This window comes from Streptomyces incarnatus, assembly GCF_001027185.1.
Lineage (GTDB): Bacteria > Actinomycetota > Actinomycetes > Streptomycetales > Streptomycetaceae > Streptomyces > Streptomyces puniciscabiei.
The window spans coordinates 4,604,637-4,629,088 of the sequence record NZ_CP011497.1 but is presented as its reverse complement, the minus strand read 5'-3'; the positions used below and the strand labels follow the sequence as shown (position 1 = coordinate 4,629,088).

General features: G+C 70.4%; 31 protein-coding genes. 11 read left to right on the top strand and 20 right to left on the bottom strand.

Annotated elements, in window-relative coordinates; translation table 11 throughout:
• Positions 1–50: 50 nt before the first annotated feature.
• From ABB07_RS20830 to ABB07_RS20805, 6 genes are all read right to left on the bottom strand, one after another.
• On the bottom strand, positions 51–668 hold the full coding sequence (locus ABB07_RS20830; RefSeq protein ID WP_208900114.1) for a TetR family transcriptional regulator: 618 nt from the start codon (positions 666–668) through the stop codon (positions 51–53).
• A 74-nt stretch (positions 669–742) separates the two neighbouring features.
• Complete coding sequence (locus ABB07_RS20825; RefSeq protein WP_208900113.1) at positions 743–1,630, bottom strand: hypothetical protein; 888 nt, start codon at positions 1,628–1,630, stop codon at positions 743–745.
• Positions 1,631–1,725: 95 nt separating this feature from the next.
• A complete protein-coding gene (locus ABB07_RS20820; protein WP_425264817.1) occupies positions 1,726–3,831 on the bottom strand; it encodes a phosphotransferase family protein in 2,106 nt (701 codons plus the stop codon).
• Positions 3,832–4,182: 351 nt separating this feature from the next.
• The gene (locus ABB07_RS20815; protein WP_244189448.1) at positions 4,183–5,082 is read right to left on the bottom strand and encodes a GntR family transcriptional regulator; all 900 of its coding nucleotides are present in this window, start codon (positions 5,080–5,082) and stop codon (positions 4,183–4,185) included.
• A 340-nt stretch (positions 5,083–5,422) separates the two neighbouring features.
• Positions 5,423–6,187 carry an HAD family hydrolase gene (locus ABB07_RS20810; protein ID WP_425264743.1) on the bottom strand — a complete coding sequence of 255 codons (765 nt, stop codon included), beginning with the start codon at positions 6,185–6,187 and terminating at the stop codon, positions 5,423–5,425.
• On the bottom strand, positions 6,187–7,068 hold the full coding sequence (locus ABB07_RS20805) for a winged helix-turn-helix domain-containing protein (protein ID WP_208900109.1): 882 nt from the start codon (positions 7,066–7,068) through the stop codon (positions 6,187–6,189). The genes ABB07_RS20810 and ABB07_RS20805 overlap by 1 nt, the downstream gene beginning before the upstream one ends.
• A 143-nt stretch (positions 7,069–7,211) precedes the next feature.
• Here ABB07_RS20805 and ABB07_RS20800 point away from each other — a divergent pair, with 143 nt between their 5' ends.
• Positions 7,212–7,379, top strand: coding sequence for a hypothetical protein (locus tag ABB07_RS20800; protein ID WP_208900108.1), 168 nt, complete (start codon positions 7,212–7,214; stop codon positions 7,377–7,379).
• Between the two features lie 51 nt (positions 7,380–7,430).
• On the opposite strand, the gene ABB07_RS20795 is transcribed toward ABB07_RS20800, so the two are convergent.
• The 3 genes from ABB07_RS20795 to ABB07_RS20785 form a co-directional block, all read right to left on the bottom strand.
• Complete coding sequence (locus ABB07_RS20795; RefSeq protein WP_208900107.1) at positions 7,431–8,345, bottom strand: winged helix-turn-helix domain-containing protein; 915 nt, start codon at positions 8,343–8,345, stop codon at positions 7,431–7,433.
• Between the two features lie 304 nt (positions 8,346–8,649).
• A complete protein-coding gene (locus ABB07_RS20790) occupies positions 8,650–9,885 on the bottom strand; it encodes a GNAT family N-acetyltransferase (protein WP_208900106.1) in 1,236 nt (411 codons plus the stop codon).
• 58 nt (positions 9,886–9,943) lie between these two features.
• A complete protein-coding gene (locus tag ABB07_RS20785; RefSeq protein ID WP_208900105.1) occupies positions 9,944–10,564 on the bottom strand; it encodes an RsiG family protein in 621 nt (206 codons plus the stop codon).
• A gap of 171 nt (positions 10,565–10,735) precedes the next feature.
• Here ABB07_RS20785 and dtd point away from each other — a divergent pair, with 171 nt between their 5' ends.
• Complete coding sequence (dtd, locus tag ABB07_RS20780) at positions 10,736–11,161, top strand: D-aminoacyl-tRNA deacylase (protein ID WP_208900104.1); 426 nt, start codon at positions 10,736–10,738, stop codon at positions 11,159–11,161.
• 62 nt (positions 11,162–11,223) lie between these two features.
• On the opposite strand, the gene ygfZ is transcribed toward dtd, so the two are convergent.
• The 8 genes from ygfZ to ABB07_RS20740 all read right to left on the bottom strand — a co-directional run bounded on the left by ygfZ (position 11,224) and on the right by ABB07_RS20740 (position 16,986).
• Complete coding sequence (gene ygfZ, locus ABB07_RS20775; RefSeq protein WP_208900103.1) at positions 11,224–12,189, bottom strand: CAF17-like 4Fe-4S cluster assembly/insertion protein YgfZ; 966 nt, start codon at positions 12,187–12,189, stop codon at positions 11,224–11,226.
• A gap of 9 nt (positions 12,190–12,198) precedes the next feature.
• Entirely contained in the window at positions 12,199–12,636 is a 438-nt protein-coding gene (locus ABB07_RS20770; RefSeq protein ID WP_208900102.1) for a Fur family transcriptional regulator, read from the bottom strand.
• 33 nt (positions 12,637–12,669) lie between these two features.
• The gene (locus ABB07_RS20765; protein ID WP_208900101.1) at positions 12,670–13,245 is read right to left on the bottom strand and encodes a heme-binding beta-barrel domain-containing protein; all 576 of its coding nucleotides are present in this window, start codon (positions 13,243–13,245) and stop codon (positions 12,670–12,672) included.
• Positions 13,246–13,480: 235 nt separating this feature from the next.
• Complete coding sequence (locus ABB07_RS20760; protein WP_244189447.1) at positions 13,481–14,482, bottom strand: hypothetical protein; 1,002 nt, start codon at positions 14,480–14,482, stop codon at positions 13,481–13,483.
• On the bottom strand, positions 14,479–15,345 hold the full coding sequence (locus tag ABB07_RS20755) for a hypothetical protein (protein ID WP_244189446.1): 867 nt from the start codon (positions 15,343–15,345) through the stop codon (positions 14,479–14,481). The genes ABB07_RS20760 and ABB07_RS20755 overlap by 4 nt, the downstream gene beginning before the upstream one ends.
• On the bottom strand, positions 15,342–16,055 hold the full coding sequence (locus ABB07_RS20750; RefSeq protein WP_244189445.1) for a hypothetical protein: 714 nt from the start codon (positions 16,053–16,055) through the stop codon (positions 15,342–15,344). Before ABB07_RS20750 ends, ABB07_RS20755 begins: the two co-directional genes overlap by 4 nt.
• Positions 16,056–16,153: 98 nt before the next feature.
• Positions 16,154–16,348 carry a DUF397 domain-containing protein gene (locus ABB07_RS20745; RefSeq protein WP_208900100.1) on the bottom strand — a complete coding sequence of 65 codons (195 nt, stop codon included), beginning with the start codon at positions 16,346–16,348 and terminating at the stop codon, positions 16,154–16,156.
• Entirely contained in the window at positions 16,330–16,986 is a 657-nt protein-coding gene (locus ABB07_RS20740; RefSeq protein ID WP_208900099.1) for a DUF5753 domain-containing protein, read from the bottom strand. Before ABB07_RS20740 ends, ABB07_RS20745 begins: the two co-directional genes overlap by 19 nt.
• On the opposite strand from ABB07_RS20740, the gene ABB07_RS20735 reads away from it, so the two are divergent.
• Genes ABB07_RS20735 through ABB07_RS20725 form a run of 3 tightly spaced genes read left to right on the top strand, consistent with a single transcriptional unit; the run spans position 16,969 to position 17,731 of the window.
• A complete protein-coding gene (locus tag ABB07_RS20735; protein ID WP_208903847.1) occupies positions 16,969–17,118 on the top strand; it encodes a hypothetical protein in 150 nt (49 codons plus the stop codon). The genes ABB07_RS20740 and ABB07_RS20735 overlap by 18 nt on opposite strands.
• On the top strand, positions 17,115–17,372 hold the full coding sequence (locus ABB07_RS20730) for a hypothetical protein (RefSeq protein ID WP_208900098.1): 258 nt from the start codon (positions 17,115–17,117) through the stop codon (positions 17,370–17,372). The genes ABB07_RS20735 and ABB07_RS20730 overlap by 4 nt, the downstream gene beginning before the upstream one ends.
• Positions 17,369–17,731, top strand: a complete 363-nt coding sequence (locus ABB07_RS20725; RefSeq protein ID WP_208900097.1) for a DsrE family protein — start codon at positions 17,369–17,371, stop codon at positions 17,729–17,731. Before ABB07_RS20730 ends, ABB07_RS20725 begins: the two co-directional genes overlap by 4 nt.
• A gap of 4 nt (positions 17,732–17,735) precedes the next feature.
• Here ABB07_RS20725 and ABB07_RS20720 read toward each other — a convergent pair whose 3' ends face one another.
• Positions 17,736–17,999 carry a DUF3099 domain-containing protein gene (locus tag ABB07_RS20720; protein WP_208900096.1) on the bottom strand — a complete coding sequence of 88 codons (264 nt, stop codon included), beginning with the start codon at positions 17,997–17,999 and terminating at the stop codon, positions 17,736–17,738.
• Positions 18,000–18,195: 196 nt separating this feature from the next.
• Between ABB07_RS20720 and ABB07_RS20715 the strand changes: the two genes are divergently transcribed.
• From ABB07_RS20715 to ABB07_RS20695, 6 genes are all read left to right on the top strand, one after another.
• Positions 18,196–19,398: an RNA-guided endonuclease InsQ/TnpB family protein gene (locus ABB07_RS20715; protein ID WP_425264742.1), complete on the top strand. Its 1,203-nt coding sequence runs from the start codon at positions 18,196–18,198 to the stop codon at positions 19,396–19,398.
• A 123-nt stretch (positions 19,399–19,521) separates the two neighbouring features.
• On the top strand, positions 19,522–20,265 hold the full coding sequence (locus ABB07_RS20710) for an LmeA family phospholipid-binding protein (protein ID WP_208900095.1): 744 nt from the start codon (positions 19,522–19,524) through the stop codon (positions 20,263–20,265).
• Between the two features lie 210 nt (positions 20,266–20,475).
• Positions 20,476–20,556: an Ms5788A family Cys-rich leader peptide gene (locus tag ABB07_RS42020; RefSeq protein ID WP_350751515.1), complete on the top strand. Its 81-nt coding sequence runs from the start codon at positions 20,476–20,478 to the stop codon at positions 20,554–20,556.
• Between the two features lie 129 nt (positions 20,557–20,685).
• A complete protein-coding gene (locus ABB07_RS20705) occupies positions 20,686–21,531 on the top strand; it encodes a sulfurtransferase (protein WP_208900094.1) in 846 nt (281 codons plus the stop codon).
• Between the two features lie 58 nt (positions 21,532–21,589).
• The gene (locus ABB07_RS20700) at positions 21,590–21,880 is read left to right on the top strand and encodes a DUF1416 domain-containing protein (RefSeq protein ID WP_043502058.1); all 291 of its coding nucleotides are present in this window, start codon (positions 21,590–21,592) and stop codon (positions 21,878–21,880) included.
• A 389-nt stretch (positions 21,881–22,269) separates the two neighbouring features.
• Positions 22,270–22,902 carry a hypothetical protein gene (locus ABB07_RS20695; RefSeq protein WP_244189444.1) on the top strand — a complete coding sequence of 211 codons (633 nt, stop codon included), beginning with the start codon at positions 22,270–22,272 and terminating at the stop codon, positions 22,900–22,902.
• Between the two features lie 83 nt (positions 22,903–22,985).
• Here the strand turns inward: ABB07_RS20695 and ABB07_RS20690 are convergent, their stop codons facing one another.
• On the bottom strand, positions 22,986–24,170 hold the full coding sequence (locus ABB07_RS20690) for a hypothetical protein (protein WP_208900093.1): 1,185 nt from the start codon (positions 24,168–24,170) through the stop codon (positions 22,986–22,988).
• Between the two features lie 4 nt (positions 24,171–24,174).
• Entirely contained in the window at positions 24,175–24,429 is a 255-nt protein-coding gene (locus ABB07_RS20685; protein WP_208900092.1) for a MoaD/ThiS family protein, read from the bottom strand.
• Positions 24,430–24,452: the final 23 nt, after the last annotated feature.

The following is a 24,452-nucleotide window of genomic DNA, read 5'->3' as shown; positions in this document are numbered from 1 at the left end:
ACAAGCAGCGTAGCGCCATAACGTTACCGAGTTACATTTTTAACCGAGTCTCATGCAATGCGCCTCAGCTCCGGCAGCCCCTCCCCCAGCCGCCGGAACGCCCGCTCGGCCGCCCGTACGGCGTCCGGTGCCACCTCCTCGATCCGCTCCCCCGCCGCGACCCGCCGCCAGTTCTCCTGGGCGAGGATGCGCTGCACGGCGATGATCTGCCCGGCGGCCAGCCGCGCGTCCAGCCCGCCGCCGAGCGCCTCGGCGAGCGCCGCCTCCGACCGCTCCAGATGGGAGTGCGCCCGCGCCACCAGGGCCGGGGTGCCGTAGAGCAGGGTGTGGAAGGCGAGCACCTGGGGGTGGTCGTTCAGCCCGGTGACCGGATCGCGCCGCTCCAGACCGGCGAGGAAGTGCCGGCGCAGCGCGTCCACCGGGTCGGCCGCCCCCGCCACCACCCGCGCCGCCTCCGTCTCGTGGTCCGCGATCCGGTGCAGGACCAGGTCCTCCTTCGCCGGGAAGTACCGGAAGAGCGTCGGCTTGGAGATCCCGGCCGCCGCCGCGACCTCGGCCACGGATACCGCGTCGAAGCCCCGCTCCAGGAACAGCCGTACGGCGATGTCCGACACCTCCTGGTACATCCGCCGCTTCTTGCGCTCCCGCAGGCCGATCTCCTCACCCATACCGCCGAGCCTACGCACCCCGCCGACGCCCGGCGGACGCCGGACCGCGTACGGCGGAATGCGCGCGCGTGGACTCAGGCTGCCGCTCCCCGGCGCCAGCTGGGCCGTCCGGCCAGCGCCCACAGGCAGTCGAAGTGCTTGATCCACGTCGAGACGGCCGCCTCGGCGGCGGCCGAGCCCTTCCGCGACCACACGTTCAGATCGGTCCGGTACCCCTTCGGGTCGTAGTACTCGTCGCCCATCTGGTGCAGCCGCATCCGCGCGGAGAGGTCGTACAGCCCGTGCAGCACCTGCTGCCGGTTGAAGATGCAGATCTTGTCCCGCGGGATGCCCGGATAGAACCGGTACTCGCACTCCACGACCACCCGGCCCTCGGCGGTGACCCGTTCCGCGAGCTCCGACAGGATGCCGTCGTACTCACGGCAGCGCTCCTCCATGCGCTTGCGGAAGTCGGGGTCGTCCACGGGCGCGTCGTCGTCCCCCACCTTGGAGGGCACCGTCATCTGCCGGCCGAAGTCCGGGACCAGCATGCGGATCGACACCCGGCGGATGGGCCCGGGGTTGTAGAGCAGGCCCTCCAGGCGGTGGTAGAGCTCGTTGAACAGCGTCTCGCCCGTGTAGCCGAGGAAGCTGATCTCCACCTTCCGGGCCTCGAAGGCCTCGCTGACGAAGCTTCCGAGCTGACTGGAGTTCACCAGCGCCCGGCTCGGCACCCGGACCGCCGCGCTCAGCTCCTTCACCTGGTCGTAGAGCACATAGCCGACCAGGCTGAGCAGGGCACCGCCCAGGAAGGCCTTGCCCTCCAGCGCGTCGCCGACCGGCTTCACGAACTGGGCGGTCAGACCGGTGGCGAAGATCCCGAGCAGCAGGACACGGGTGATCAGCGACTCGAACCGTTCCTGAAAGCGTCTCAGCCGGGGCCCCAGGCCGTCCTGCACCGCACCGTTCGACCGTTCGGACATGCACGCCCCCTCCGCGCCACCCGCCCGCGCCCGACCGGCGTCATATGCCTCTAGGCCCTGCCGTCGAACCGGATTCCGGTCCCGTCATGGTCCCCCTATGCCAGGGCACGGGCAAGATAGGGATTCGCCGTCGGGCGGGCCGGCAGGCCCAGTGAGCCCTTGGCCGCCACCAGGGTCATGGCGTAGGAGTCCACGGCGCGGCGGACGTTGGGCGCGTCCAGACTGGCGCCGGTGACCAGCCGGTCGAGGTCCACGTAGGCCGAGCGGACGATCTCGATCCACCGGTAGACCCGCCAGTCCTGCTGCCAGGCACGGGTGTGCTCCACGGGCATCAGGGACTCCCAGCGGCGGAACATCCGGTCCCGGATCTCCGGCCGGGTCGGCGTCAGGTGCATGTGTCTGACCAGGTCGTACAGGGGATCCCCGACGGCCGCCAGCTCCCAGTCGATGAGCGTCAGCGCCAGGTCGTCGTCGCGGCGTACGAGGTTCCACGGATTCAGGTCGCCGTGCAGCAGCGCCGGCCGGCGGTGGCTCACGTCGTGCCGGGCCAGTATCTGCCGGAGCCGGTCGGCCTCGGGCAGGCCGAGGAGCCGGGCCAGGTGCTGGGACTCCTTGGGCAGCCCCCTGACCAGGGCCACGAGCTGGTCCGCCAGCCAGCCGTAGAAACGGAAGTCCCGCTCGCCGGCCGCGGGGTCGAGCTTCGTGTAGTCCACGTCCTTCAGCGCGCACAGCTGGTCGACGAGCCGGTCCGCCTCGTGCGGGAGCAGCCCGTGCACCGGATGGTCGGGCGGCCGCTCGGTGTCGAGCGGACCCTCGTAGGTGTGGATGGCGAAGCTGTCCTTGCGGAACTTCCCGGGATAGCTCTCGCCCAGGGCGAGAATCCTCGGTGCCGCCACCCGAACCCCCGAATCCTCGATGGCCCGCAGCACCGCGTGCTCGCTGAGAAAGCTGCGTTCGCGCCGGCAGACCTTCGCCACTTTCCGCCGCACCACGACCGGGAATCCGATACCCGGGACCCGCACCACGGAATTCAGGTGGGCCGTTCCCTTGAACACCCGGTCGGCCGGTGCGGCACCTTCCGCGTGCAGCGCCGCGTGCACCGCTGAGTAGGGGAAATCCCGGTGTTCGGGCACCCTCCGGTCCGGGTTCCAGGAGGGGGAGACAAAGGTGGAGAAGAGGCCCTTGCGCGCCTTGCCGCGTGAAATGCGCCAGCGGAACAGCACCCGCTCGATCTCCGCCTCGCTGGGCAGACTGCGCAGGTTCAGCGGGGCCTGGGCCGCCTCCAGGGCGCGGCGCACCCTCCCGGTGGCGTGGTCCAGGCCCTTCTGGTCGAACGTCTCGTCCAGGGAGATCGCGGCGCGCATGACGTCCGGGTACACCGACTGCGCCTGCTCGAAGGCGATGTAGTGGCGCAGGTCCTTGGCCAGCCCGTTGACCGCCCCCGGGCGGATCCGCTGCATGGCCTCGGCCCAGGCGTCGATCACCTCCGACCACTGATGCCTCGGGTAGCGCATGCGCACCAGATGGGTCGCCAGGTCGTGCAGCGGGTCGCCGTACGTCGCCAGTTCCCAGTCGACGCAGATCAGCGGGGGTTCCCCGGCGTACGTCATGATCAGGTTGTCGCGGTGCAGGTCGGCGTGGAGCAGGCTGTACGGCCGGCGCGCCATCGGCGGCACCCGCTCGGCCAACCGGACGAGGGCGTCCTCCGGAATGCCCAGCGCCGCGAACAGACCGCCGAACGCCCGCCAGTTGGGCCGGCGGATCTGCTGGTCGGCCAGGCGCGCGAGCGTCTGCAGGAAGCCCTGGCTGTCCTGGTCGTTGCTGGGCCAGCCGGCCGGCAGCGGTGGCAGCGCGCCCCGGCGCACCTGGGCCATCTGGGCGAGCAGCCCGGCGAGGGCCTTGATCAGCAGCGCGTCGACGGGCTTGCCGTTGCCGCAGACGCTGGAGAGCGGCACGCCTTCCACATAGCTGTGGATGGCGAATCCGTCCCCCTCCACGAGGCACTCCGGCACACCCGGCAGGACGCTCCTGACCGCCCGGAGGATCTCCGCCTCGTTCTGCCAGGTCCTGATCACCACCGGCAACGCCTTCGCCCGCCGGATCCGCACGGTCACCGCGGTGCCGGCGTCGCGGGCCAGGAGCTGTGCCATCGGCACCGGGAGCGCGATCCGGTAGTTCTCGTTGTGGTGGCCGCTGCTCATCTCGCCCTGACGCGTGGCGAGGTCCACGAATCCTTCGTACAGCGCATGCACTGCGCCGGGCTCGGCGCGTTCCCCGCGCAAGAGGCGGGGAACAGGAGGTGCGCCCACTGGCCGCTCCGAAATACTCGCGCTGCTGGAAAGTATGGCAAACGGTAAACGCGGGTGTCTGTCCGCACGAGCGGAACCGTGGTCGAGTAGCCACAACGGGTGTGTTCGGCGCTCGGCCGCGTCGGATCCTTTTCGGGACGGCACGTTTCGCCGTCCCGTACGTACGAACGGGAGCGGTCGCTCACACGGTGCGCGCATGCTACAGCACCGCGCTCGACCGTCCCTCGAACGGCGGGGCCGCGCCTACCCGGCGGCGGACTCGTCCGTCAGCAGCTCCCACACGGCCTCGAACCACGCCGTCATACCGTCCACGAAGGTGGAGCCCGGCGAGTCGGTACGGCCGTCGCGGACGTGGTGGGTGAGGGTCGCGCCGAGGCCCAGGACGTCCACCGCCCGGACCTCTTCGTGGACGTCGAGCATCACCGGCCGGACGAGCGGTATGTAGGGGCCGTGCAGCACCTCGGAGCGGTTGATGACGTACAGCTTGAAGGTGGGGGCGAAGGGGGCATGGCGGAACTCGTACGACACCTGCGGGACGAGCTTCTCCCGGTGCAGTTCCCCGAGGACCTTGTCGAGGGAGGCGATGTGGGTCTCGGCGATGCCCCGCAGCCGCTCCCGCAGCCGCTCGTCGTCTCTCCTGTCCACTCCCCGCGGATACGGCAGGGCGTCGATCGCGGACGGGAGGATGAGCCGCAGGGCGATCCGCCGGGGCGCGATGATCCCGGCGCGGATGCGCTCGGCCTGCAGGTGGATGTGGGTGTCCAGGCTCTCCGAGGTCAACGTGTAGATGTCCATGGTGACTTCGGGCTGTTCGAAGGCCTCGGCGATCAGGGGGCCGAGGGTCAGCTGGCGCCGGCCCCGGCTCGCCCGGGGCGTCGAGGACTGGATGCGCTGGTTGCGCACCACCCGTGAGCCCTTGCCCTGCCGGGACTGGATCCAGCCCTCGCCGCGCAGCGCCCGCAGGGCCCGCTGCACGGTGTCCCGGGAGATCCCGAACTCCTTCGCCAGCGTGGTCTGGGACGGCAGGTAGGTGTCCACCGGGTAGAAGCCGTCGGCCATCCGGGCCCGCAGTTCCTCCGCGATCCGGAGGAACTCGTGGCCGCCGGCCCCGCCGGGCTCGTCCTTCCGCTCCACCGTCGTCACATGCGGTACGTACCGCCCGTGGACCGGCGGCAAACCCCTACCCGCCAGGCAACCAGTCAAGTCAACCGGCTTGTTACTGGATCTAGTTGACCGGGCATGCTGCCACAAGCAGTCAACTTGACCAGTCAACAGCGGCGACTTGAGGGGTTGACCGGTTGCCTGGGCGCGACGGGGGTGGAAGCCGTGACGATCCATGTGCTCGGGTTCGACGTGCAGATCGACGACCTCGGTCAGCTCGTGCTGTGGGGCGCGGGACTGCTGGTGTCGCTGACGGCCTGGATCCGCAAGCGGGTACGGCACCGGTCGCGGGCCGGGGTGCCGGACGCCGCGCGGCCCGCTGTCACCGGCGGCGGCGCAGCACGCGCAGCAGCGGCTCCAGCGACGCGACCACGGACCCGGCTCCGGCCTCCCGCAAAAGCTTCCCCTTCCGTTCGTTACGCGCGTAGCCGAGAAACGGCACGCCGGCGTCGTTCGCGGCGGCGAGGTCGGAGGGCGAGTCGCCGATCATCAGGGCCGCCGAGGGGGCGGAGCCGGTCGCGGCCAGCGCCCGGTTCAGGCAGTGCGGGTCGGGCTTGAGGAGGTGCAGGTCGGTGGTGCGGCCGTAGATGTGCGGGGCGAAGCAGCCGGTGAGGCCGCGGCCCTGCAGATAGGCGCGGACCACTCGGGGGGAGTTGTTGGTGGTGATGGCCAGGCGGGAGCCGACCGCGGTCCAGGTGCGTATCAGGGGGTCGGCGTAGGGGGTGGGCAGCGCGGAGCCGGCGGCCCGCAGTTCCTCCTGGGTGAGACGTTCCTCCAGCTCGGTGACGAGGTCGCTGCCGGGGTGCCGGCGGTCCACGGCGCGCAGCACCACATGCGGGTCCAGCGAGTCGCGCTCGGAGTCGCTGAGCAGGTTGTGCAGCCCGCGCCCGGCCAGCCAGTCCACCAGCTCGGCCGCCACGGCTTCCGCCCGGTGCCGCGCGAACAGACGGCAGATCGGTCCGTCGAAGTCCCACAGGACCACCTGGGCACTCTCGATCAGAACCTGTAGCTTCTCGATCTCGTTCGCCGTCTGTTCGGTCTGCGCCGTTTCGGTCTGCGTCTCAGTCTGCGTCGCATCAGAAGTCACTAGGAGAGTGTCAGGTCCGTGGTGATGGTTTCCCAGAGGGCGTCGAACCACTTCTGCGATTGCTCCACGAACGCCGCGTCCCGCTGCCCGGCCCGCTGCTCGAACGAGAACAGCAGGGACTCCGAGCCGAGGGTGTCGTACATCTCCAGCGTGCCGCTGTCGGTGGGCTCCTCGCGCCGCGTGATCATGTAGTGCGCGAAGAGCGCCTCCACCCCGTTGAGCAGGTACAGCTTCACCGGCGGGGTGAAGGGCAGCGCCCGGAAGGTGACCTGGACGTCGATGTCGTGGGTGCCGCGCAGCGCCTGGAGGTTGTACTGCAGCACCTGGCCCTGGGCGTTGCGCATGGCCAGCCAGCGCTGGTGGACGGCGTCGTCCTCCTCGCTGCCGGCGTCGACCGAGACCGGGAAGGCGAGGTTGATGTCGCGGGACGGCAGCAGGATGCGGGCGTCGATCCGCTCCGGGCGCAGCCGGCCCTCGTGGACCAGGCGCAGCGGCTCGCCGAGCGCGGGGATCAGGCTCTGCGCGGTCAGGCAGACGGCGTCGATGCGCACGTGCGGCGCCGCGAACGCCTCGGTCAGCCGGGGCGCGAGCGCCACCATGGTCGGCTGCGGCTCGCCCCGGGTGAGCCGCGGCTCGGCGACCCGCGGCGGGCTGCCCTTGGTGACGTCGGCGAGCAGGCCGTCCTGCTGGAGCACCCGCAGCGCCTGGCGTACGGCACCCCGCTCCACGCCGAACTCACCGGCCAGCTCGGCCTGGGTCGGCAGCCGCTCGCCGGGCTGCAGCTCGCCGCTGCGGATCCGCTCGCGCAGGGCGTCGGCGATCTCCTGGGGCGTGAGCCTCCTGCTGCCGTTCACTGCCACATGCTCCTGAGTCACGACCAAACGCTACAACTCTGATCCATCTTTGGGGAGTTGCCGAGAAGTTGTTTATGAACTCCTACCAAGTGGGGACAACTTAGTTGGAGTTGGTTGCCAACTTCCGGGAACTTTTCCAAGTTGGCGAATCTTCGGAAGGGGGAACCGCCATGCCCGCACTCGCTCTCCTCGTCGAGCAACTCGTCCAGTGGAAGTACGGTGTCGCAGGCGCAGTCGGCCTGCTGCTGGTCTCCGTCGGCATCGAGACCAGGTCCCACAAGGCCCTCTTCGCCGGTGCCGTCCTGCTCGCCGTGCTCCTCGCGGGCCCGGCGCTGTGAAGCCGCGGCGGTCCGGGAAGCAGCCGCAGCCTTCCAGGAAGCCGCACGCGTTCAGGAGCTGAGCAGGAGCTCCGAACTGATCGTCTCCCACAGCGCGTCGAACCATCGCCGCGACTGCTCCACGAACGCGGCGTCGCGCTCCCCGGCACGCCGCTCGAAGGCGAACAGCATCGAGCGGGTGCCGTCGGCGTCGTACAGCTCCAGATGCTCGTGCTCGATCTCCCGCTCCCGCCGCTTGAGCGTGTAGTACGCGAACAGCGCCTCCACCCCGTTGAGCAGGTACAGCTTCACCGGCGGGGTGAACGGCAGGGCGCGGAAGGAGACCTGGACGTCGATGTCGTGCGTGGTGCGCAGGGCCAGCAGGTTCTGCCGCAGCACCATGCCCTGGGCGTTGCGCTGGGCCAGCCAGCGCCGGTGCAGCAGACCGTGGTCGTCGCCGTCCACCGGGGCCGGGAAGGCGAGGTCGATGTCGCGGCTGGGCAGCAGCACCCGGACGTCGATCTTGGCCGGTTTCAGTCGTCCCGCGTGGATCTGCCGCAGCGGCTCGCCGACGGCCAGGGTGAGCGAGACCGAGGTCAGGCACAGCGCGTCTATCCGCACGTGGGGGGCGGCGAAGGCCTCCGCTATCCGGGGTGCGAGGCCGACCATGGTGGGCTGCGGCGGCGCGGCCGGTCCGGCCGGCAGCCGGACCGGTCCCGGCACCGCAGCCACGGTGGCCGGGCTGCCCTTGGACACGTTGGTGAGCAGGTGCTCCGACTGCAGGATGCGCAGCGCCTGGCGCACGGCCGCACGCTCCACGCCGAACTCGACGGCCAGCTCCGCCTGCGTGGGCATGCGCTGGCCCGGCCGCAGCACACCGGCCCTGATCCGGCTGCGCAGCGCGTCGGCGATGTCGCCGTGGGACGGGTGGGGCCGGTGTGACCTCGTCCGTTCACTGGCGGAGGCGTGCTCCAGGTCCACGGACAAACACTACAACTTCCCGCCAACTTACGGCAGTTCATCGGCAGCTGGTTATGAGTCGCTTCCCAACGGACATAAGTAAGGTGAAGTTGGCTGCCAACTTGCATGACATGGTCAAGCTTCCCAGTGGTTGGCCGATCGGGCTCCCTTCCGGAGGGGAGCCGGGAGCCCGGGCAGGGGACGGCCGGCGAAGCGCACAGTCACAACTGAACACGACATCGCACAGCCACAACTGAACACCGCCAGTACAGCCACAACTGAACAGCTCGCTACGGATGCACAGTCGAAGGCCACCGGGAGAGGGGAGCGATCAGAAGATGTCCGGGCACCAAGGACGCCCGGACGAGCGGAACAGGGCGTCGGCCTTCCGGGCGGCGCCCTCACGTTCTTCCCGGACCCGCCCGAGCGCCGCGAGCCGCAGCACGGACTCACCACCGAGCCAGACCGAGGCCAACTCGGCGATGTCCAGCGTGAGATCGGCGCTCTCCGCGGTGGGCGCGCAGGAAGCCCCCTCCGGCGAGGCCTGGAGCCGGAACCGCCCCCCGGCCAGACCGGCGCGGTCCACGACCTCCAGGACCAGCGTGCCCGTCCCGTCGTACGTCCGCGCCTGAAGGGCCCGTACGACGTCCAGGATCCGCACCCACAGCCAGTCCGCGTGCCCGGTGATCCGGGCGGCGCGCGGATCGGGGAGGTAGTGGGGCAGCAGGTCGTCGGGGCCGCGGTAGCCGCTCTTGACCTTGGTGATCCAGTCGATCGAACACAGGTAGTGCCACAGGGCGCGCTCCGCCGCCACGGTGGTGGCGGTGAGCCTGAGCACGCTGGCGGTCTGGTCCGGCTGCTTGCCGTTCCAGGTCTCGTCGGACTTGTACGCCACCAGGCCCTGGACCTCGCCGTCGGCCGCGCGGTGGACGGCGTAGAACGGCTCGGTCCAGTCGCTGTGGATCCGGGCGGCCCCGGTGTTGAACTGCCACCACAGCTCGTCCCGGCTGACCGCGCCGGGCTGGGTGCGCCGGAACCGCTCGTAGAACTCCGGGCCCAGCTTGCGGACCTCCGCCCCGTCCACGAGCTCGATACGGCTCCCGTCGTCCGGCCCCGACCAGCGCGGATCCAGGCCGGCCCGGGGCACCTCGACGGTCCACTGGGTCGACCAGGTGGCCGGGCCGAAGCCGTAGCGGCCGTAGATGGAGTACTCGGCGGCGATCAGCGTGGCGACCACGTCACCGCGCTCCTTCGCCGCCGCGAGGTCCTGGTTCATCATCCGCGTGAGCAGGCCGCGGCGGCGGTGGGTGGGGCTGACGGTGACGTTGCTGATCGCGTCCGCCGGGACCAGGCCGCCGCCCACCGCGGTGACTTCCTGCGCGAAGGAACGGAAGGTGGCGACGCACCGGCCGCCGTCGAACGCCCCGAGCAGCCGGCCCGGCACGAACTGCAGGCGGCGGGCTTCGAGTTCCTCGGGTGTCAGGACGGGTGGCTGCAGAAAGCCGGTGGCCAGCGCGCGCTGCCAGTCCTCGAAATCGGCCTCGGTGACGATCCGGACGTCGCTCATGGGCCCACCGTAGGCGGGCGCCCCGCCGGGTGTCCTCCCGTTTTTCGGTGTGCTGTCGTCAGAGCAGCAGGTCGTCCACCTGTGCCTCGCCCTCCCGGTACCGGCGGGCGATCTCCGCGCTGCAGTCGTCGGTCGTACGCTGCAGGCGCTGCCGGCGCCCGGAGACCTCCTGCTCGTACCGGACCAGGCGCCCCATGGCCGCGGTCAGTTCGAGGTCCGTCCGCGCCTGGAGGTCCGACAGCTCGACCTCGGCGAGCATCTCGGCGGCCAGCTGCCGGTACTCCTCGTTGTGCGGCGTGCCCAGCGTGACATGGCGGGCCGATGAGCGGTGCCGGGCCGGGGCGTCCTTGAGGATCTCCGGGAGCCGGTCGACCACGGAGGCGTCCGCCGGCGCCGGGAGGGAGGCGCGGCCGCGCCGGCACAGCTCCGCCCGCAGGATGTCGATCCGCCCCTGCAGCAGCCGCCGCACATAGCTGAGGTCCGCCTCGTCGCGCTGGGCGTCGCGGCGCAGCGTGCGCAGCTCGGGCAGGCTCAGCCGGGCCAGCTCGGGTTCGGGCGGCTCGGCGGGCAGCGTGGGACCCGCCGGGACCGCCGGGACCGCCGGAGCGTCGGCGCGCTGGGCGGGCGGCCGGTACGTCCCCTGTGTCCCCAGCCACCCGCTCGTACTCGGTGTGCTCATGTGCTTGTGACCGTCCCCTCGACCGGCGTGTGGAAGCATCGTGCCACCCCAACCGGCCGCTATGTGACCGAGTGCCCCCGAACGGCCCCAGATGGGGGGTTAGGGATCTATAAGGGATCTATGATTGGCTTCCTCTGCCCACGTGCCGGGGCACCCGGCATGATGGTCCGCATGCGTGCGGTGGTGCAGAGAGTGGACGGCGCGAGCGTCGTCGTGGACGGGGAGACGGTCGGCGCGATCGAGGGCGGGGGGCTGTGCGTCCTGGTCGGCGTGACCCATGAGGACACCAAGGAGAAGGCGGCGCAGCTGGCCCGCAAGCTCTGGTCGATCCGCATGCTCCAGGACGAGAAGTCGTGCAGCGACATCGACGCCCCGCTGCTCGTCATCAGCCAGTTCACGCTCTACGGCGACGCCCGCAAGGGCCGCCGCCCCACCTGGAACGCGGCCGCCCCGGGCGACGTCGCCGAGCCGCTGGTCGAGGAGGTCGTGGCCCAGCTGAGGGCACTGGGCGCGACGGTCGCCACCGGGCGGTTCGGCGCGAAGATGAGGGTGTCCTTGACGAACGACGGGCCTTTTACGGTGCTGCTGGAGATCTGAAGCGCCCCGAAGGGGCGCGGGGAACTGCGCGAGCAACCCACCACGCACCCGCAGCCGCACGACTACGGCTCGACCACGACCTCCTGCGCCGCCGCTGTCTCTCCGGCCAGGAGCCTCGCGTCGAGGGGGACGTTGCGCTTGACCAGGGCCAGGGCCACCGGGCCCAGCTCGTGGTGCCGGGCGGACGTCGTCACGAAACCGATCTTGCGGCCCTCCGGGCCCTCGTCGGCGAGGCGGATCTCCGTGCCCGGCACCGGGAGGTGGACGTCGCTGCCGTCGAGGTGGAGGAAGACCAGGCGGCGCGGCGGCTTGCCCAGGTTCTGGACGCGGGCGACCGTCTCCTGGCCCCGGTAGCAGCCCTTCTGCAGGTGCACGGCCGTACCGATCCAGCCCAGCTCGTGCGGGATCGTCCGGTGGTCGGTCTCGAAGCCGAGCCGGGGCCGGTGCTGCTCGACCCGCAGCGCCTCGTGGGCGAGGAGGCCGGCGGCGGGCCCGTGCGCGGCGGCGAAGGACTCCAGGTCCTCGCGGGGGAGGAAGAGGTCACGGCCGTACGGCGTCTCGCGTACGACGACGCCCTCCGGCACCTCGGCGATGGACCCGGCGGGCAGGTGGACGACCGCGAAGTCGGCCGTGCGGTCGGCGACCTCCACGCGGTAGAAGAACTTCATCGACTCCAGGTACGCGATCAGCGCGTCCTGGGTGCCGGGCTCCACGTGCGCCCAGACGGTGCTGCCGTCGTCCACCAGGTACAGCGCGTGCTCGATGTGCCCGTGCGCGGAGAGGATCAGCGCCTCGGTGGCCTCACCGGGCGGCAGCTCGCTGACGTGCTGGGTGAGCAGCAGGTGCAGCCAGCTCAGCCGGTCCGCACCGCTGACGGTGACGACACCGCGGTGGGACAGGTCGACGAAACCGGTGCCGTCGGCGAGGGCGCGCTGCTCGCGGAACAGGTCGCCGTAGTGGGCGGCGACGCCTTCGTCCACGCCCTCGGCGGGGACGGCGCCGGGCAGGGACAGCAGGGGGCTCTTCATATGGCAAGCCTACGACGTGGTAGTTGAACTCTTCAGCGAACAGTCCTTGCACCGGCCGAAGATCGCGAAGTGCTTCATGTCGGTGTCGAACCCGAACTGCTGCCGCAGCTTGGTGGTGAACTCGGCGGCCACGTCCACGTCGGCCTCGATCACGTTCTCGCAGTCGCGGCACACCAGGTGCAGATGGTGGTGGCGGTCGGCGAGGTGGTACGTCGGCGCACCGTGCCCCAGGTGGGCGTGGCTGACCAGGCCCAGCTCCTCCAGCAGCTCCAGGGTGCGGTAGACCGTGGAAATGTTGACCCCCGACGCCGTCTTCTTCACTTCCGTGAGGATGGCGTCGGGGGTCGCGTGCTCAAGGGTGTCCACGGCTTCGAGGACAAGCTGGCGCTGCGGCGTCAGCCGGTAGCCGCGCTGCCTGAGGTCGCTCTTCCAGTCGGTGCTCACCACACCGACGAGTCTAGAGCTACGGCCGGGGAAGGCTCACTTGAAGAAGGCGATGCCGTCGTCCGGCAGGTCGTCCGGGAGGGCCTTGGCCCAGCGCTCGACGTCCTCCGGGGTGACGACCTTCTTCAGATGGGCCGACATGTAGGGGCGCAGCTCGACCTCGGGGGTCTGCTTCTCGCCGACCCACATGAGGTCGCTCTTGACGTACCCGTAGAGCCGCTTGCCACCGCTGTACGGCTGCGCGGCGGCCGTCCGGGCGACGGCGTCCGTGACCAGGTCGATCTGCGGCTTCTTGTCGGCCATCTCGCCGTACCAGATCTCGATGACGCCGTCGTCGCGGGTCATCGTGACCTCGACCTTGCGGTCGGCGTCGATCCGCCAGAAGCCGTGCTCCGTCTCCAGCGGGCGGACCTTGTTGCCGTCGTTGTCCAGCACCCAGGTCTGGGAGTGGTACTCCAGGAAGTCCCGGCCGTCGTGGGTGAAGCTGACCTCCTGGCCGAAGTTGCACTTTTCCGAGCCGGGGAAGTCGTGCACGCCCGCGCCGGCCCAGTTGCCGAGCAGGAAGGCGAGCGGGACGAGGTCCTTGTGCAGGTCGGACGGGATCTCGATCATGAGGGGCGGTTCCTGGGTGGGAGTGGTCAGCGCTGGCCCTGGTACAGCTTCTTCACGGTCAGACCGGCGAAGGCGAGCACGCCGACGCAGACCAGGACCAGCAGGGTTTCGAAGAAGATCTCCACGGGTGCTCCTTGAGCGAGGGTGGGCATACGACAGAGCCGGGGCCCAGCTTACGCGGCCGGGCGCGGGCTCTCCTTGTGAGGTGGTCCGTAACGGCGTCACCCGGGTGGGCTCAGCCGAGCAGCTGCTGCTGCAGGACCACCGTCTGCTGGAACGGGATCTCCTTCGCGCCGCCCGGGCGGGACTGCACGACGAGCGCGATGACGTCCCCGGAGGAGATGTAGGCCTGGCGGACCTGCTCGGCGCCGTACGGCTGCTTCTCCGCGTACTCCTCCACCAGGGCGTTCCCGTCGGCGGTGGCGTCCGTGGGGTACGACTCGTCCATCGCGTTGGCGGCAGCCCCGCGCAGGGCGAGCCTCGGGTCGTTGTAGCCGGTGAACTCGTCCTGCTGGACCTCGCCGGCGATCAGGCCGGTCCCGAACTGGAGCAGGTAGATCCGGGTCCGGGTGCCGTCCGGCATGGTCCAGCCGCGGGCGGCGATGTGCCGCAGGCCGTGGTCGGTGAGCTCGCCCTGGAGGGCGTCCTGGTCGTCCTTGCTCGCGTACTCCGCGAGGAACACCGTCGGCTTCGCCCATCCGTGGTCACCGGCGAGCGCGGGGTCGGCCTTGGCGCCCTTCGGCGCGGGCAGCACCAGTTTGCGCAGGTCGGCGTAGTGGATGTTGGCCGCGTTGCGGTCGGCGAACGGGGCGGGGCGGCCGGCGGGCAGCGGCGGGTGGACGATCCGCGGGTAGACCCAGCGGCCGTCCGGGCGCGTGGCGAGGCCGGGCAGGTCGGTGCGCTCCATCCGGGTGATGCCGTACGCCGTCGAGGCGCCGGCCACCACGAAGACCGCGAGCGCCGCGGTCCAGCGCAGGACGGCCCGCAGGACCCGACGGTCCTTGACCGTGGGCACCGGGGGCTCCGTGGGCTCCGCAGGCATCGCGGACGCCGGGGGCTCCGCGGACGCCGGGGGCTCCGTGGGCGTCGCGGCCTCCGGCTCCGGCACGGGCTCCGCCAACAGCTCCGGCTCCGGCTGGGGCTCCGCCAACAGCTCCGGCTCCGGCTGGGGCTCCGCCAACGGCTCCGGCTCCGGCACGGGCAGCGCGGGGTCGACGGGAATCTGCTGCTCGCTCATACGGCCTTCCCCGGGTCCTTGTCCTTGATGCGGTCGAGCTGGCTGCCCACGAAGACGGCGATGGCGTCGGTGCCGAGTGGGCGGGGCCCGGCCGCGTTGACCGTGACGAGCACGTCGCCCACGGAGGCGGAGCAGACCATGCGGTCGATCTCCTCGCCGCCCAGCTTGGGCATCCGGAAGCAGGCCGCCTCCTTGTGACCCTTGATCTCCGGCCCCTTGGGGAAGATCCGCAGGGCCTTGAGGAACTCGTTCCGGCCGGCCGAGAGGTCGCGCACGGAGTCGCGGTTCGCCATCCGGACCATTTCGACGGTGAGCGTGAAGGGCTTCGTGAGGCCTTCGTACTTGTCGTAGGGGGCGTAGCTGCGCATCGCCATCCCCTGGATGTGCTCCTTGTCGATCACCCGGTTCAGCGCCGCCCGGGTCTCCGACGGCAGGTCGCGGATCTCCTGCTTGCGCAGGGCGGTGGCCTCGCGCCCGCTGAGCACGACATCGGGGCCGAACTCGCCGATGTCCGGTCCCGGGACATAGCCGCTGGCCCCGCTCTCCTGGTACGGCATCAGCATGCCGCGCAGCCCCGAGACGTCCTTGCCCTGCTGCTCCTCCTGGAAGTTCTGGCCGCCCCGGTTCACCGCGGCGACCTTGGGGAACGTGTAGACGGGCTTGCCGGCATCCCGGTCGGCACCGGCGACCGCCACCGCGGTGAACCCGACCCCGCCGACGACCGCGAGGGCCAGCAGCGCGACGGCGACGATCCGGCCCACGGGCCGCCGGGCGCGGGCCGGTGCCTCGGGCTCGGCGGCTTCCGGAACAGCGGGGTGTTCCTCGGGTGACTCGTTCACAGCCTCGTTCACGGCCTCGTTCACAGCTGAGCCACCTGCCGCTTCGCCAGGTCCATGACCTTGCTCTCGGGGATCGGCTTGGCGTCGCTGATCCAGATGTCCATGTAGATGTCACCGCGTGAGGCGACCGCCTCGGCCGTGTACTCCGGCAGGTAGCCGCTCTTCGTCTCCGGCGTGCGGTGCACGTACACCATGCCGTCGCCGGTCCCGGGGAGCGGCCGGCTGCCGGTGTTCGGCTCCCGCTCGGCCCAGTACCGCTGGTCCTCCACGCGCTTGGCAGCGGTCGGCTTCGCCACCTGGTGGTACTGGACGAGCCGGATGTCCACGAAGTACGTGCCGCTGTGCCAGCTGGTCTGGGCCGCGCGCCGGAACTCGCCCTGCAGCTCGTACCGGAAGGCCTCGGCCGGCTTCTTGAAGTCGCTCGCGTAGTCGCCCAGGTCCAGCCAGCCGTCGGCGCTCCCGAAGTCGGTGGCCCGCGCGCCCTTGGGCCGCTTCAGCAGCAGCTTGCGCAGGTCGCCGTCGGTCTTCACCCGGCGGTCGTACGCCGCCGACAGAGGCTCGACGGGTCCCTTGGCCTGGGCGACGACGGGCTGCGACAGCGAGGGCAGCTTCGTGGGCGCGCGGTCGGCCTGGACGACGTAACCGGTGCAGACACCCGCGACGACACCGAGCACGGCGGCCCCCGCGACCAGCGCGGCGGTCCGGCGCCGGCCCGGTCTTTCAGGTGATTCCAAGACGTCTCCCTACAGAACGGGAAGCGCGGGTTCCGTCACCCGCGCCCCACAGGAGACTCATGGCATGCGCATGGAGTTGTAGCGCAGTTGATTACGATTCAGCGCTTGACGCCTTCGACGAACGCGCCCCAGGCGCCCGCGCCGATCAGCAGGGGGCCACGGGTGATGTCCTTGCTGTCCCGGACAGGGACGAAAGAGGGGATGTTGTCGGCGACTTCCAGGCAGGCGCCGCCGTCCTGGTTGCTGTAACTGCTCTTGCGCCACGTGAGGGTGCTCAGATCGATGGCTCGCATGGCGCCTCCTCCAGGATCCGTTCGATGAACTCCCGCGATTCGCCCGGAGATAGGGCCACATCGCGCACCCGATCGTAACGGAGCTGAAGCTGGTCGACGGCCGTGCTTTCCTGGACAAGTTCGCCCGAGTAGCCCGTCTCGACCCAGGCGACGATACGGCCGGCGCTGTGCAGGAGCATCGTGTCGGTGTTCGTCAGTCCGTGCAGGCCTTTCGCGAAGGGCAGCACCTGAACGGTGACGTTGGCGTGCTCCCCCATCGCCAGAAGATGGCGCAATTGCGCCTGCCACGCGGCCGGTTCACTCAGCGGGCTGCGCAGCACCGTCTCCGAGAGGATCGTGCGGAACTGCGGCCCGCCATCCATCAGCAGCAGCTCACGCCGCCCCATGCGAGCCGCCACCTGCTTCTCCAGCTCAGCGCCCGCCAGCCCTCCCAGTGCCAGCAACTCAGTGGCGTACTCAGGCGTTTGCAACAGGCCGTGAATGATGCTCGGTGAGTAATGGCAGATACTCACCGCCTCCGCCTCCAACACCATGTACCGCCGGTACCGCTCCCTGAACTGCGTCGGGTCGGCGACCGCCAGCTCCCACAGGGTGAGCAGCATTCCGTTCGTGCCGTAGTAGTGGTCCAGCGCCTGCACCACCTCCGGGCCCCGGCCTGTCTGGCGCTCGCCGAGCGGCGGGACGCGGCGCGGGCGGTGTGCGACCGGAGCGCGGAGACCGACGCCAACGTGCTGCTGCGCCAGCACCGGCGGCAGGAGCACCAGGCATGAGGGGCGAGGGACTGCCGTACGAGGAGTGCAGGCGACAGCTGGAGCAGGCCCCGCCGGGCGAGACACGCGAGCGGACGCCGGTCTCCCCGGGGTACGCGCTCCCGCCCTTCCACCCCTACTTCGCCGAGCGGGCACGGGAGCGACGGCGCTCGCGGCGGCCGGTCGACGGGGCCACGGTCAGCGGCGTACTCACGGCCTTCTGCGTGGCCATGCTGATCGCGACGGTCGTGCTCACGGCTACGCTGCCGGTATGACCAAGAAGCTCGTGATCAAGGTGACGGCCGGGGCCGACGCGCCCGAGCGCTGCTCGCAGGCGTTCACCGTGGCGGCGGTGGCCGTGGCCAGTGGCGTCGAGGTCTCGCTGTGGCTGACCGGGGAGTCGTCCTGGTTCGCGCTGCCGGGACGGGCGGCGGAGTTCGAGCTGCCGCACGCCGCCCCGCTGCCGGACCTGATCGAGGCGGTCCTGGCGGCCGGCAGCATCACGCTGTGCACCCAGTGCGCGGCCCGGCGGGAGATCACCGAGAAGGACGTCATCGAGGGCGTGCGCATCGCGGGCGCGCAGGTCTTCGTGCAGGAGGCGCTGGCCGACGGCACGCAGGCGCTCGTCTACTGACCCCTCACCTGCGCGGGGGCTTCTTGCCGTCCAGCTCGTCCCACCACTCGTCGGACTGGGGATCGCCGGAGGGGTCGTCCCACCAGCGGTCCTCCGGGCCCCGCCGGTTGGCGATCATCGCGGCGACCGGCGGGATGACCATGGCCACGATGCACATGCCGACGGCCGCCGGGACCGACCAGATACGCACGACTCCCCAGGCCAGGACGAAGAGCCCGATGCAGGTCCCCATCATGGCGAAGTAGATGTGACGCCGCCGTGCGTACATACGTACAGGGTAGGCCGACAGCGACACGGGCGAAGCCCGGGAAGTAACCGCGGATAACGCATGCCATCGAACATGTATTTCCTATTGCACTCAATCGAGTAACCGCCGACGAATTCAGTGCGGGCGTTCGGTTCTCGTATATACGGTCTTGCGGTGGAAGCCGGGGAATCGGGCAGGCCTGCGTGGGGGATGGGGCGTGGTGGCAGCTTCGGATACTGACAGTGGCCTTCATGCCAGGTACACGTATCGCCTGCGGCTGTCGTCAACGGCCCGTGCAAGGCTGCTGGCCGAATGGGGGCGCTGCCGCTGGATCTGGAACGAGTGCGTGGCCCGTTCGAAGAAAGCCCACGCAGAGAGGGAAGCGTGTGGTCCGGCCCGGTTGGACCGTATGCTTACCCAGGCCCGCGCGGTGACGCCATGGCTGGCAGCGGGGTCCTCAGTCCCACAGCAACAACTCATCCGCGACTTCGGCGCATCCCGTGCGAAAGCCTTGAAGGACATCAAGGAGCGGTTGCCAGTGCACCGTCGGGCCGGGATGCCGCGCTACAAGAAAAAGCGCGAATCCGATCCGAGTTTGAATTACACGCGGCGCGGCTTCCGGCTCAAGGACGAACGGCTGCACCTTGCGGGCGGGATCGTTCTGACTGTGGTGTGGTCACGTGAGCTGCCGGCCGAGCCCTCCTCGGTACGGGTGTTCCGGGACAGCGTCGGCGACTGGTACGCCTCGTTCGTCGTCCCCACCCAGGTGGAACCGCTGCCCGCCACCGGCCGGGTGCTCGGTGTGGACTGGGGCGTGAGGGAGATCGCCACCACCACCAGCGACGCCCACGACCTCGCCCACCCCCAACACGGCGGAAAGGCCAAGGCCAAGCTGACCCGGTACGACCGGATGATGGCCCGCCGCAAGCCGAAGAAGGGACAGGCCGCTTCGAGGGGCTACCGCGAGGCGAAGAAATGGCGGGCGAAGACGTACCAGAAGATCGCCCGTCAGCGGCGGGACACCGCCCGCAAGTGGGCCAAGCGGGTCGTGCGTGACCATGATGCGGTCGCGGTGGAGGACTTCCGGCCGAAGTTCCTCGCCAAGACCCGCATGGCACGCAAGGCTGCGGACGCCGCGATCGGCGCGACCAAGAAGACCCTGATCGAGATGGGTCGCAAGCACGGGCGGGACGTACGCCTGGTCCATCCCGCACACACCACCATGGACTGCGGACGCTGCGGAGCGAGAACCAAGCACGCACTGCCGCTGTCGGAACGCACCTACACCTGCACCGCGTGCGGAGCCGTATCCCCTAGGGACAAGAACTCCGCACGCGTGATGCTCGTCCGGGCTGGTCTGAACCCGGCTGGTGTCGAGGGCGTAAGACCTCCCGGAGCGCAGCTCCCGGAGGCGGCCTGAGCCAGAAATCCCCTCCTCCAGGGAGGGGAGCAGTCAAAAGTGATCGACAATCGGCGCCCGGGTGGCGCCCTCGGGGTTACCGTGGCGTAGCCGAAGACCGCTCTCGCCCCGGGGGAACACCACATGCGCGCCCTGCGAATACTCCTCATCCTCGTCGTGATCCTGGGTGGGCTGTTCGTGATCGCGGACCGGGTGGCCGTGCACTTCGCCGAGGGCGAGGCCGCCGACAAGCTGAAGTCGACGGAGAACCTGGCCTCGACGCCGGACGTGAACATCAAGGGGTTCCCGTTCCTCACCCAGGTCGCGGGCGGGTCGCTCGACGACGTGGAGGTGGGGATCAAGGACTACGAGGCCGCGACCGGCACCGCCGGGAAGACGATCCGGATCGACGACCTGAAAGCCGACATGAAGGGCGTCTCCTTCTCCGGCGACTACAGCTCCGCCACCGCGGCCAGTGCCACCGGCACCGCGACGATCTCCTACGCCGAGCTGCTGCGGACCGCCAAGTCGGAGCCGACCGAGGTGGCCCCCGGGGTCAGGGCCCGGGTCGTGGGCCTGTCCGACGGGGGCAACGGCAAGATCAAGGTCGCGGTCCGGGTGACCGGCAGCTTCCTGACCGTGCCGATCGACCGGACGGTGTCCCTGCTCAGCACGGTGACCGTCGTGAACGACAAGGTCGAGGTGCACGCCGACTCCCTGCCCAAGCTGGCCGCGATCTCCCTCGCGGAGAACCGCGTCCGCAACATCACCGACTTCCAGCAGGCCATCGACCACCTCCCGGGCGGCATCACGCTGGACAAGGTGCAGGCCGCGCAGGACGGTGTGCAGGTCAGCGTGAAGGGTTCGGACGTCAGGCTGGCGGGGTAGGAAGACCGCCGGGTGGACCGGCGGTGGACCAACCTCGTCCGACTGGCGAGACGGTCACGTCCGTACCGTAGATCCAGTCAGCCACACGAGCGCCCGCAGACCGTCCGGCGACGGTCCGGGCGCTCTTCTCGTCCCGCCATACGGACGATCGTGTCTCGTCATATGACACACCGGTGACACGCCCACCCGGACGTCCCTACGATCGGGCCCATGAAGCGACAGGCGGATCTCACGAAGCGGCGGGCAGTGGACCTGTGCCGCGTTGCCGCCATGCTCTGTCGCCCCTTCTGAGCGAAAGTCCCCGACTTCCGCATCCCTCAGCCGCCCTGCTGGAAGGGCACCCGTGCGCCGCCCGGTTCCCGAGCGCGCGCATCCCCGTACCCGCACGCCCCGCCGCAACTGCCCCGGAGGAGAAAGAGCATGAGCCGCACCGACGTCCTGGTCGACGCCGACTGGCTGCAGGAGCACCTGGACGACCCGGCCATCGCCATCGTCGAGGTGGACGAGGACACGTCCGCCTACGAGAAGAACCACATCAAGAACGCGATCCGCATCGACTGGACCAAGGACCTCCAGGACCCGGTCCGCCGCGACTTCGTCGACCAGGAGGGCTTCGAGAAGCTCCTGTCGGAGAAGGGCATCGCCAACGACACGCTGGTGGTCCTGTACGGCGGCAACAACAACTGGTTCGCCTCCTACGCCTACTGGTACTTCAAGCTCTACGGCCACGAGAACGTCAAGCTCCTCGACGGCGGCCGCAAGAAGTGGGAGCTGGACGCCCGCGAGCTGGTCCCCGGCGACGAGGTCCCCGAGCGCCCGAAGACGGACTACAAGGCCAAGCCGCAGGACACCTCGATCCGCGCCTTCCGTGACGACGTCGTCGCCGCGATCGGCTCGCACAACCTGGTCGACGTGCGCTCCCCCGACGAGTTCTCCGGCAAGCTGCTCGCGCCGGCGCACCTGCCGCAGGAGCAGTCGCAGCGTCCGGGTCACGTCCCGAGCGCCCGCAACATCCCGTGGTCGAAGAACGCCAACGACGACGGCACCTTCAAGTCGGACGAGGAGCTCAAGGAGCTCTACGCCGAGGAGAACGTGGACCTCGCCAAGGACACGATCGCCTACTGCCGCATCGGTGAGCGCTCGGCCCTGACCTGGTTCGTGCTGCACGAGCTGCTCGGCGTGGAGAACGTCAAGAACTACGACGGCTCCTGGACCGAGTACGGCTCCCTCGTCGGCGTGCCGATCGAGCTCGGCGCGAACAAGTAAGCCAACAGGTATCCCACTCCCGACCGGCCTTCCGGTCAGACCCCTCTGGAGAAACAGCATGTGCGGAGCGAAGGCCGGCGGCCCGGACGCCTCGACGATCAAGCCCGGTGAGACCACGATCCAGGGTCAGGTGACCCGCGACGGCGAGCCGGTGACGGGCTACGTCCGTCTGCTGGACTCGACCGGCGAGTTCACGGCCGAGGTGCCCACCTCGGCGACCGGCCAGTTCCGGTTCTACGCGGCCGAGGGCACGTGGACGGTCCGGGCGCTCGTCCCGGGCGGCACGGCCGACCGCACGGTCGTCGTGGCGGAGAAGGGCGCGCTGGCCGAGGTCGCCATCGCGGTCTGAACCGGCTCGCGCGAAGCAGCGGCACAGTGACGGTCGAAGGGCCGCACCCCTGGGTTGGACGCCAGTGGGGGTGCGGCCCTTCGGCATGCGTGGGGGGCCGTCGCTAGCGCGCGAGGGCTCCCCGCGCCAGTAACGACACGCTTGCCGCTGGGGTAGCGACTTGTCATAAGATCATCCAAAAGGTCTAGCGGTGTATCAATTCCCCTTGTTTCGCGGCGATTTGACACCTCCTCCAGGAACGAGGAACGGCAGCCAGGTGCCGTAATTCCCCTGATTGGCGCACAAAAACCAGGTCTCCGGGCATTCCCGACATGACAGCCATGGCGGTCGGTCCGTACGTTCATCACGACCGGCCAACGAGTCGGCGTCTCAGAGACTGGAGTTGCACCATGAAGTTCTCGCGTTCCACCGTCGTCACGGCCTCTGCCCTCGGTGCAGCGGCCCTGGCAGCGACCGGCGTCACCTACGCCTCCGCTGCCTCCGCGCCCGAGGCGGCGCCGGCCGCAGCCGCCCCGCAGGCGGCGCCGGCCGCTCCCGCGCCTCTCGGTGGCGCCGGAGGCAGCAACAACAACGGCAACAGCAACAACAACAACGACAACAACAACAACGGCAAGGGCAACGAGGGCAAGGGCAACGAGGGCCGTGAGGGCCGTCGTCACTTCGAGGGCCGGATCGAGATCAACGAGCGGTCCTACTCCGCCCACCCCGGTGACTGCATCACCGTGGTCAGCGGCCTCGGCGCGAAGACCCTGAACATCCGCAACGACAGCCACCGGGTGGTCGAGGTCTTCCGCGGCGCGGTCTGCGACAACGGCGCCCCTGTCGCCACCGTCGGACCCTTCAGCCAGAGCGACGGCGTGCGCGTCCGCCAGACCCGTGGGATCCACGTCCACGACGGTGTGGTCGGCAGCTTCCGCGTCGTCGGTCACGACGGCTGGGGCTGGGGCGGCCGCGACGGCGGTCACGACGGCGGCTGGGACGGTGGCTGGGACGGTGGTGACGGCGGCGACGGCGGCCGGTAATCCACAGTCCCTTGCGAGATAGGGAGCCCCGGCCCGCCGGAATCGGGCCGGGGCTCCGGCTTGTCCGGGTGCGGACGACGGCGCTAGCCGAGCGCCCGCCCCAGCACCCACACCACCGGTGCGGCGGCGGACAACGGCAGCGCCACACCGGCCGTGAAGTGCACGAACCGGGACGGGTAGTCGTAACTGGCGACGCGGTGGCCGACCAGCGCGCACGCCCCGGCCGCCGCCCCGAGCAGCGCGCCCTTCGCGCCCAGCCCGGTCATCCCGCCCACGGCGATCCCCGCACCCGCCGCCGCCGTCAGCGACACCACGACCGACGCCGGTCCCGGCAGCGGCAGCGCCCGGGCCAGGACCGCCACCGCCACCGCCGCGGCGCCCACGGACACCGCGTGCGCGTCGGCGCCGAGGTAGCCGGTGGCCAGCACCGACAGCGCCGCCGAGACGACCGTCGCCATCAGGCCGTACATCCGCTCGTCCGGCGAGGCGTGCGAGCGCAGCTGCAGGACCAGCGCCAGCAGGACCCAGACGCCGAGCGGGCCGAGGATGGCCGCGGGGGCGTGGTCACGCCCGGCGGCGAGGACCGCCGCGTCGGCCGCCAGCCCGCCCAGGAACGCCAGCGCGATGCCCTGCCGGGCCGGCCACATGCCGTTCAGCCGGAACCAGCCCGCCGCCGTCACGCCCTGGAGCACCACGAGCGGCACGACCAGCGCGTACGAGGCGACCGGCGCCGCCGCGGCCAGCAGCAGACCCAGCACCGCGGTCAGCAGCGCCGGCTGCATGCCGGGCTCGATGATCGGCGAACGGCCCTCCAGGCGCGCCCGCTGGGCATCGGTGATCCGGGCGTTCCCGGCGAGCGTGGCGGGGCCGTAGTCCGGCCCGGAGTCCGGTTCCGCGTGCGGCGCGGGCGCCGATGCGGACCCAGGCGCGGGCGCGGGCTGCGGCTCCGGGTGCGGGGCGGCCGCGTACTGCTGCTGGTGCTGGTGGTACTGCTGCTGGTGCTGCGGGTACTGCTGGTACTGCCCCTCGTACGGCTGCGCGTACGCCGTCTCTGCCGTCTGCGCCGGCATCTGCGTCGAGGCGTGGGTGTGCGTGTCCCAGGTCTGGCCCTGCCACTGCTGGGTGTGCTGGGGGTCGTAGCCCTGCTGCTGGTGCTCGTACCCGGCCCATTGCTGCTGCTGGTAGGGGTCGTGGCCCTCGTAGGGGCCGCCCTGGTACGGCTGCCCGCCCTGATGGGGCTGACCGCCCTGATACGGCTGGTCGCTCATCGCCTCACCCTCCTGCGAACGGCGGGAGCACCTCGACCGTGCCGCCCTCGGCCAGCCGTACCGTCTCATGCGCGCGCGTCCCGACGGGGTCACCGTCGACGAGGAAGGAGCATCGCTGCAGCACGCTCGTGAGTTCACCGGGGTGTCGCGCGCGCACGGCGGCCAGCGCGTCGGCGAGCGTCTCCGCGGCGTACGGCTCCTCGGCGACACCGGCCGCGGCCTTGGCGGCGGCCCAATAGCGCACCGTGACCTTGGGCATCTGTTTCCTCAATCGACGGCAGG